The sequence below is a fragment of the Aerococcus sp. 1KP-2016 genome (assembly GCF_002252085.1).
Lineage (GTDB): Bacteria > Bacillota > Bacilli > Lactobacillales > Aerococcaceae > Aerococcus.
The window spans coordinates 1-9,076 of sequence record NZ_NEEY01000059.1; the positions used below are offsets into that span (position 1 = coordinate 1).

At 38.6% G+C, this 9,076-nt stretch carries 7 protein-coding genes; 6 read left to right on the top strand and 1 reads right to left on the bottom strand.

Going from position 1 to position 9,076, the window contains the following annotated elements:
* The first annotated feature begins 394 nt into the window (after positions 1-394).
* The 6 genes from rpsD to B9P78_RS08545 all read left to right on the top strand — a co-directional run bounded on the left by rpsD (position 395) and on the right by B9P78_RS08545 (position 7,727).
* Positions 395-1,006 carry a 30S ribosomal protein S4 gene (gene rpsD, locus B9P78_RS08520; RefSeq protein ID WP_094519030.1) on the top strand — a complete coding sequence of 204 codons (612 nt, stop codon included), beginning with the start codon at positions 395-397 and terminating at the stop codon, positions 1,004-1,006.
* A gap of 657 nt (positions 1,007-1,663) precedes the next feature.
* Positions 1,664-3,379, top strand: coding sequence for a septation ring formation regulator EzrA (locus tag B9P78_RS08525; protein ID WP_094519031.1), 1,716 nt, complete (start codon positions 1,664-1,666; stop codon positions 3,377-3,379).
* A gap of 131 nt (positions 3,380-3,510) precedes the next feature.
* The gene (locus B9P78_RS08530) at positions 3,511-4,656 is read left to right on the top strand and encodes a cysteine desulfurase family protein (protein ID WP_094519035.1); all 1,146 of its coding nucleotides are present in this window, start codon (positions 3,511-3,513) and stop codon (positions 4,654-4,656) included.
* Positions 4,657-4,674: 18 nt separating this feature from the next.
* Positions 4,675-5,889, top strand: coding sequence for a tRNA uracil 4-sulfurtransferase ThiI (thiI, locus tag B9P78_RS08535; protein ID WP_094519032.1), 1,215 nt, complete (start codon positions 4,675-4,677; stop codon positions 5,887-5,889).
* A 435-nt stretch (positions 5,890-6,324) separates the two neighbouring features.
* Positions 6,325-6,822 carry a redoxin family protein gene (locus B9P78_RS08540; RefSeq protein WP_094519033.1) on the top strand — a complete coding sequence of 166 codons (498 nt, stop codon included), beginning with the start codon at positions 6,325-6,327 and terminating at the stop codon, positions 6,820-6,822.
* Between the two features lie 224 nt (positions 6,823-7,046).
* Positions 7,047-7,727, top strand: a complete 681-nt coding sequence (locus B9P78_RS08545) for a hypothetical protein (protein ID WP_199445767.1) — start codon at positions 7,047-7,049, stop codon at positions 7,725-7,727.
* 100 nt (positions 7,728-7,827) lie between these two features.
* Here the strand turns inward: B9P78_RS08545 and B9P78_RS08550 are convergent, their stop codons facing one another.
* Positions 7,828-8,673, bottom strand: a complete 846-nt coding sequence (locus B9P78_RS08550) for a MurR/RpiR family transcriptional regulator (protein WP_148138597.1) — start codon at positions 8,671-8,673, stop codon at positions 7,828-7,830.
* Positions 8,674-9,076: the final 403 nt, after the last annotated feature.

Here is a 9,076-nt window from a genome sequence, read left to right on the forward strand (position 1 = left end):
CTGAAAAATGGTAAGGGATGAAACACTCCCTGCCGTCAATGGCTTCAAAGCATTGGTAATACTGGATTATTGAGTAATTCGCTGTCTATAAAGGTTTTTAAAATTTTTTATGCATTTGATATTGCAATTAAGCATTGGATTACTTAAAACACATCGCCTAAATTATTGATTGACTTATCACAATCTTTTTGGTATGATTGTATGCGTGTAAAATAATGCAGCAAAGTTGAAGCAAGCTCGTCAACATTTTAACCACTGATCTGCCACTCGGCAATCAGTCAGCCAAGTAGTCTGCGGCTGCAGAAGACGAAAGCGCTAAGGTGAAATGCACGAATGCGGTCAGCTTAATAAATTATTTTACTCCAAAAATTTTACTTTATGGAGGAATTATATAATGTCTCGTTTTACAGGATCTAACTGGAAAGTTTCTCGTCGTTTAGGTATCTCAATTTCAGGTACTGGTAAAGAATTAGCTCGTCGTCCATACGCACCAGGTGAACATGGTAACGGTCGTCGTTCTAAATTATCTGAATACGGCTTGCAATTACAAGAAAAACAAAAACTACGTTTCATCTACGGCATGAACGAAAAACAATTCGCTAACTTGTTCGTACAAGCTGGTAAAATCAAAGAAGGTAAACACGGTGTTAACTTCATGATCTTACTAGAACAACGTTTAGACAACGTAGTTTACCGTCTAGGTTTAGCAACTACTCGTCGTCAAGCACGTCAATTAGTAAACCACGGTCACATCACTGTTGATGGCAAACGTGTTGATATCCCATCATACCGTGTTGCACCAGGTCAAGTAATTTCAGTTCGTGAAAAATCTAAAGACCTAACAATCATCAAAGAAGCTGTTGAAGGTGTATACGGTCACGTACCATACGTACAATTCGACGCTGATAAATTAGAAGGTTCTTTAATTCGTTTACCACAACGTGACGAAATGAACCAAGAAATCGACGAATCTCTAGTCGTTGAATACTACAACAAATTAATCTAATTTTTAGATACAATTTGTGTAACGGGAAAGCCTGGGACATTATGTCCTGGGCTTTTTTATTTTACGAATAATTTGAAGTGGTGTGAAATCGCGTTTTAGACGCGATTTCAATCCCAACGATCATGGGATTTAGGCTTGTTGCCGCATAGTCGTTGAAATCCAGTATGTCCATAAATACATGTCGTCAATGTTGGCGTGTCCATTTTTGTGATTGGTGGGCGTGTATGACTTATTTGGGGACAATAAGTCACGGTTTTGATGTGTATGTGACTTATCCATCGAAATAAGTCACAACCTAGAAGATGGGTGGCGTATTCAAGCAAATAAGTCACAACTTTGTTGATGAAGTGGCGAATCTAAGTAAATAAGTCACACCAATTGGCGACGCATGACTTATCTAAGTTTATAAGTCACGATTATAGTGATTTTGTGACTTATCCATCATTAATAAGTCACAGCTTTTGTACCGGAAGGAACTCAGGTTACGATTAAATTGTCTTTTTCACATATATTTGTGTATAAATTTATAATTTGCGGATTTGAAAAGCATTTGTAATATATCTAATAGTATTTTTTATTAAAATTATGATAAGATAGGGAATAAAGAACGTCTTAAAATACGTGGTGATTCACCAACGAATAAAAGGAGGAGTGCGTGTGCCATTTTTAATAGCATTGTTAATCTTGATTGTCTTGGTACTATTGGGCTATGGTCTACTATATTACCTTGGGCACAAGCAAACACAAACAAATATTGAATTAGATGAACAGAAGCAGGAAATCATGTCTACACCGGTAGCAGATAAATTGTATACGCTACGTAATAAAAATGTTTCTGGAGCGACACGACGCGTGTATGAAAGTGAACAAGCCAAATGGCAAACGATTACACGTTTTCGTTTGCCTGAAATCGAAGCGGCATTAGTTTCAGCGCAAAATTATACGGAAAAATATAATATTGTGAAGGCAAGAAGTGTGGCTGAAGAAATCGAAGCTACCTTAGCAGAAACACGTGAAGAAGTTAACGGGATCAATGACCGTTTAACAGAAGTTTTAGATAGCGAGAAAGCATCAGAAAATAAACATGAACAAACTTACAACCGATACGCAGCCCTACGCAAGCAATTATTAGCACATGGCTACAAATTTGGCGATGCACTTGAAACCTTAGAACATCATTTAGCCTACCTAGAATTAGATTTCACCAAGTATCACCAACAAATGAATGAGGGTGATTTCATTGGTGCGCAAGAAGTATTGGTACAAATCGATGCCGATATTGATGAACTAGAACAAATGATGGATCAAATCCCTCACTTATATACTAAACTAAATGAAGAGTATGTAGAACAAGTGGTCGACCTAAATCAAGGTTTCGCACACATGGAGGAAGAAGAATTCCAATTCCCAGTGGATGTCAATATTCCCAAAGAAATCGATGCTGCTGAAAAAATCGTTGAAGAAGCGAAACGTGCCATTTCAGATGCTGACTTAAATCAAGCAAGTGAATTAATGGAACGTGCAGGCGCACAAATCGACCATGCCTATGTATTGATGGAACGTGAAATTGATTCACGTGAATACATTGGGAAGAATCAAGGGTCAGTTCAACGTCGCTTAGAGCAAATCACTCAAAGCAACCGCTATGGTGCCCTAGAAATTGACCGCGTATCGCAAAACTACCTACTTTATGATAATGAAATGGGCAAGATGCAAGAATATGCGGATCAAATTGAACGTCAAAAAGACATTTTAAAAGCAACGGATGACCAATTAGCAGAGCATCAAATTGCCTATTCTGATATGGAAACCCGTTACCGTGAAATCTATGATGCCTTAACTGAAATTGATAAGGGGCAATCTGCAATCGTTGTTGCCTTGGCAAACTTGCGTCAACGTGAACGCGACGCGCGCGATGAATTGTACATGTTTGAGTTAGATCTACGTAACATCAAACGTGCTGTGGAGATTCATCATTTACCAGGTTTAACCAACGAATATTTAGATTACTTCTTTGATACAAGTGATCGTATCGATGCCTTAGCGGAGCAATTAAATCGCGTGAAGTTGGATATGATGGAAATTGAAAATCTTACTGAACAAATTGCTAAAGCAATTGAGTACTTGGATGACGATACTGAAAAACAAGTACGCGCAGCGCAATTAACAGAAAGTGCGATTCAATTCGCCAACCGCTATCGGCCACAACATCCGGAATTAAACGCGGCAATTCAACGTTCTTACGACTTATTCGACAAAGAATTCTTATACGAAGACGCGTTTGAAAATATTGCCCAAGAAATTGAAAAAATTCAACCGGGCGCACGCCAAATTATTATTGATCAATACGACCAAGAGCACCAAATTCGTTAAGCATCAATTCCATAAACAAAAAGCAACCTCCATGACCAAATCAAAGTCAAGGAGGTTGCTTTTTGTTTAGGAAGCCTTTAATATATGAAGAGTTAACTAGCCAACATTAGGAAGGAAATACCATGTCAGAACTGATATATTTTGATAATAGCGCAACAACGAAAATTGCGCCTGAAGCACTAAATACCATGACCCAAGTCATGCAAACATACTATGCCAATCCATCGAGCTTGCACAAATTGGGCAACGAATCAGCCAAACTATTAAACTCAGCACGTAAACAAGTAGCCGATTTATTAGGTGCCGATTCATCCGAAATCTTCTTCACATCCGGTGGAACCGAATCCAACAACTGGGCCATTAAAGGAACCGCAATGGAAAAAGAAAAATACCACGGTAAACACATCATCGTGTCTAGCGTGGAGCATCCATCTGTGAAAAATACCATGGCTTACTTAGAAAAAAACGGCTTTGAGGTGACATACTTACCTGCTGACAAGGAAGGTAAAGTTCATGTTGAAGACGTTGCAGCTGCCATCAAAGACGAAACCATCTTAGTTTCAGTTATGGCCGTCAACAATGAAATTGGGGCCATCCAACCAATCGCTACCATCGGTGATTTATTAGAAAAATACCCAACGATTCATTTCCATGTCGATGGGGTACAAAGTGTCGGCACCTTCAAGAAACCATTCATTCATGACCGAGTGGATTTGATGAGCTTCTCTGCCCATAAATTCAATGGACCTCGCGGTATTGGTATCTTATACAAAAAACAAAACCGTAATATCGAACACCTATTAGAAGGTGGCGGTCAAGAAATGGGCCAACGTTCGACGACGGAAAACCTACCTGGTATCGTAGCCACTGCCAAAGCCTTACGTATCGCTTTAACAGAGGCCCCAGCGGTTAAGGCAAATGAGGAAGCCATTCAAAAGAAATTGCGGGCCTTTTTTGCAGAGCATGAAGATGTGATCCGTGTATACAGTCCTGAAGATGCGGCGCCACATATACTTACCGTTGCACTGAAAGGTGTGCGTGGGGAGGTCATGGTGCACGCCTTAGAAGAGGAAGGTGTCATCGTGTCTACTACTAGTGCCTGTTCATCGCGCGCTGTAAATAACACTTCATCGACCTTAGGTGCTATGCATGTCGATCCAGTTTGGGCCAAACAAGCAATCCGTTTAAGTTTTGGTAAGGACAATACCTTAGCCGAAGTCGACCAATTTATCGAAATTTATAGTAAATTAATGAAGAAATTTGAACGAATTCAGTAGTCAACAAGAGGAGACAATATGAAAGAACTAATTATGATTCGCTACGGCGAGTTATCTACAAAAGGGAAGAACAAACGTCATTTTGTGTCTACCTTAGCGCGCAACATCCGCGAAGCATTAAGTGCCTATCCAGAAATTACTTTGGACCAACAACATGACTTTATGTTCCTAACCTTAAATGGTGCACCTCAAAATGAAGTATTAGAAGGCTTGAGCAAGGTGTTTGGTATCCAAAGTTTCTCACCTGCTATCGAATTAGCACGTGATTTTGATTTGTTAAAAGAAGCAGCAGTGAAATTGGTGACAGCCGAGTTAGCGAAACGACCAGTGGCTACTTTTAAAGTGGCAACTTCTCGTTCAGACCACCGTTTTGCTATGGATACAAATGATATTAACCAAGGTCTAGGCGGCTTCCTAGCTGAAGAATTCCCTGAATTAGCAGTGCAAATGAAGAGACCAGATTTAACTGTCCGTGTGAAAGTACGTGAACAAAACTTCTTGATTTCATCAGAATGGATCAATGGAGCGGGTGGCTTACCAGTGGGTACGTCTGCCAATGCAGTCTTAATGCTGTCAGGTGGGATTGACTCACCAGTAGCAGGATATCTAGCAATGAAACGTGGTATCCGCATTACGGCCGTGCATTTTGCTTCACCACCATACACTAGCCCGCAGGCCTTGGAAAAAGCCAAATCATTAACCGAAAAATTAACAAAATTTGGTGGGTGGATTAACTTTGTGGAAGTACCATTTACCGAAACCCAAGAAGCCATCAAAGAACATGTGAATCCAGCATACTTGATGACCATTACCCGTCGAATGATGATGCGTATTTCTGACGAATTGCGTAAACATTATAATGGTTTAGCAATCGTCAATGGCGAATCAATTGGACAGGTAGCATCTCAAACGTTGGAGTCAATGTTTGCCATTAACGAAGTGACCTCAACACCGATTATTCGACCTGTAGTGGCTATGGATAAACTTGAAATTATTGATATTTCTAAGAAAATCGATACCTTTGATTTATCAATTCAACCATTTGAAGATTGCTGTACAGTCTTCGCACCGCCATCACCAAAGACAAGACCAAAAATGTCTGAAATTGAATACTTTGAAGCGCGTTTAGATATCGACGGCTTAGTACAACGAGCTGTTGAAGGGGCAATGGAAGAACAAATCATGCCTGGTTCACGCAACAAAACTGAAGAGGCATTTTTAGACTTATTATAATTTTGATGCCTATATGTACCGAGGCTGGGACAAAAGGTCTCTAAAAAGGCGTACACAATTCTTAAAGAGAATTGTGTACGCCTTTTACTTTGAAAATTCTTATACATTTTGACTGAAATATATCATGGGAACAGGTGTTATAGGACTGAAAGTGTAGTCTCTTAGCCGTGAAAGAGGATGAAATCGAGACCTTGGCTCGATTTCAAATTGAAAGAACTTGCCTTTCAATGGTCCCGCGGCTCACAAGGAACGCACACTGTAAGGATGAAAAATCTATGATTTTAATCTTTTGTCCCAGCCTCTTTTTTTTGGTAGGCAAGGAGTTTACTCGAGGGTGAGAATTTTCCATTCGCCTATCTCGACCCTTTTGAATTGAGTTATGGTATTTTTTATTGTTATACTAGATGTAATCAATCAAAGGAGGAATGATGCAACATGGCAACAGTAACTTTTAAAGGTGAAACAGTAGAATTAGAAGGTACTCCGGTAGCATTAAACCGAACTGCACCTGATTTCACGGTTAGTGAAGTAGGGGCTGGCACAGCAAGCAAAGAGGATTTCGCTGGTAAAGTACTATTAGTATCTGTCGTACCAGATATTGATACTTCTGTATGCTCAATCCAATCAAACCGTATTAGCGACTACGCAAAACAAGCTGGTGACGGTATTGAAGTTGTAACCATTTCAACAAACACAGATGAATCATTAGCGAAATGGAAATCTGATAATGACTCTACTATGCGTGTATTTAACGATGCAGTAGAATTCGGTAAAGCATATGGTGTTTACATGCCAGAATTAGACAAATTAGCACGTTCAATGTTTATTATTGACGCTGATGGTAATGTCGTATACGAAGAAATCGTTAACGAAGTAACGAATGAACCTGACTATGAAAAAGCTATCCAAGCTGTAGATGAAATCGCTAAATAGCAGTTTCGCAGTAGTTGGCGACTAAATAGTTGAATAACATTTATTTATCAGACAACTGTCCGAGGATCTTTATGATTCGGGACGGTTGTTTTTTTATTATATTATGAAAATAAATTTACATTTAAATACAAATGAAATATTTACAACATATTTACATAAATGTACGTCTTTAATTAATATTAGAACTTTATAATGAAAGTATCTTGAAAAGGAGGATAAGAAAAATGTCTCAGAAAACCACTGTTTACCAAATTAGCCAATCACAAAAAATGATGGTATTTGTTCTTCCCATGTCTCTATATGGTCTGGCCACTTTATTTACGGAATTGATTCCTTCAATCAATTTAGGGGTGATTGAATTATCTGTTGAGTATTTAGCATTTATTCCGTTAACGTTAGCGATTCTATTAGATCCTTTGTCAGCTGCGCTAGGTGCTGCAACAGGGGAAGTTATTTTCAGTGAAATTATGTTAGGCCAATTTGGTGGTATCGGTGAAATTGAGAAATTTGTACTATTCTCACTAGGTATTTATGTTGCCGGTATGATGGTGAAAGATCCAATGAACCGTAAGCAAGTTGCAATCGCTTCGATTACGGGTGTGGCAGTGCATCAAATATTAGCGGGCATCGTCGATATTTTGAAAGTTGTATTTGCAATTGAAGATTTTGAAGCAGTTGCTGGTCTGCCAGAATCTGTTTTCTTCGTTGAAGGTTTCGCTGTGATCAATGATATTCTTTTCTCTGGTATTTTATTCTGTATGTTACCTACGATGTACTTAGTACCACGTTTATACGGTAAGATTGAACCGCTATTAGGTATGAAGAAACGTACACCAGAACGTCGTCCAGATCTTTCTGAAGTGTTAAACGGTAAATTTGTGCTAACTGCGGTGCTAATCTATTGAAAAAAGCCCTGAAAGAACTACAAAAAGCAGGTGGCTCATATGATGTCCGTTTAGTAATTGAATAGGGAGATAAGAAAAAGATATTCCTGTTAGGCATGGCCTAACGTGGAATATCTTTTTTGTAATACTCTTTTAAAGTGTGCATTTTTTGTAAATGTTCATGATATGAGGCAGGGCCAAGGCGACTGACTTCAACCACTAGGGCATCAATCAAAGCGATAGCACTGGTAAGGGAATGATATTCCGTGGGTACACCACGAGATACATAAAATTGGAAGGTACCTATTTTATCTGGGTTGCGGTATAGTTGGTCACTAAAACATATGGTTTCGATTTGTTCACTTTTGACATAATCGAAAATCACTTGCGTTTCGCGCGGTGTTTTTCCAAAGAAAAATAATACCAACAAATCATCTGGCCCAATGGTATGCAGGGTTTCAAAAATTTCTGAACCACCTAGGCTGATATGTTGAATGTGAATACCAAAGCGTTTCAAACGAAAACTCAAGAGGTGACCTAAGGAATTAGACGCACCTTTACTAAATACAAAGATACGTTTCTCCTTCGTGATCGTTTCAGCAGCCTTACTGAACTGTTTTTCATCTAACTGTTCAATGGTTTGTAGTATTTGATCAATATCACGGTAAAGCATTTGAGTTGGAACAGCGAGTGCTTGTTCGCGGTCCATTTGCTGTTTCATGTGAAGGGCATTTTGTAGTTTACTAGCGGGTGTAACATCCTGGCTAGAAACGAGGGCTAATTTCAATTCTTTGAAATTTTTGAAGCCGAGTTTTCTACAAAAGCGCGATAGGGTTGCATTACTAATACCTATGGCCTTACTCACTTCAGTAATTGAAAGAAGTGGTGCCATAGCCTGATTGACATTAAAGTAATTGACAATTTTCTGTTCACTTTCTGTCAAATCTTGATAGTCTATATGAAACAATTCTCCCAAGGTTATACGACCTTTCTATGTGATATTGTTCATTATAACAATTTTGAAAAAGCATGTACATAATTTAACATGAATATAACAATGATGGTTGATTAAATGACAAAGAAGAGGCTGGGGAAAAATATAGGACAATTCTCGAGGGGAGTTGTCCTATATTTGTTGCGAAAACTGCGATTAGAGAATGAACTTACCATTCTATAATTTTAGGCGTTTTTTTCAAGAATGAACTTGCCATTCTATAATTTTAGGCATTTTTTTCAAGAATGAAGATTAAGTCCATATAATTGTGTAAAAAGAAAAAGAGCCATTAACCTGACTCCTGTATAATTGTATTTACCACAAAACAATATATGGAGGTTAGGTAATGACTCAACTAAATTTTACAATAAATTCT

Excerpts from the sequence above, each read along its gene's own strand:
- rpsD (WP_094519030.1), top strand. The coding sequence starts at position 395 with ATGTCTCGTTTTACAGGATCTAACTGGAAAGTTTCTCGTCGTTTAGGT.
- thiI (WP_094519032.1), top strand. The coding sequence starts at position 4,675 with ATGAAAGAACTAATTATGATTCGCTACGGCGAGTTATCTACAAAAGGG.
- B9P78_RS08540 (WP_094519033.1), top strand. The coding sequence starts at position 6,325 with ATGGCAACAGTAACTTTTAAAGGTGAAACAGTAGAATTAGAAGGTACT.
- B9P78_RS08545 (WP_199445767.1), top strand. The coding sequence starts at position 7,047 with ATGTCTCAGAAAACCACTGTTTACCAAATTAGCCAATCACAAAAAATG.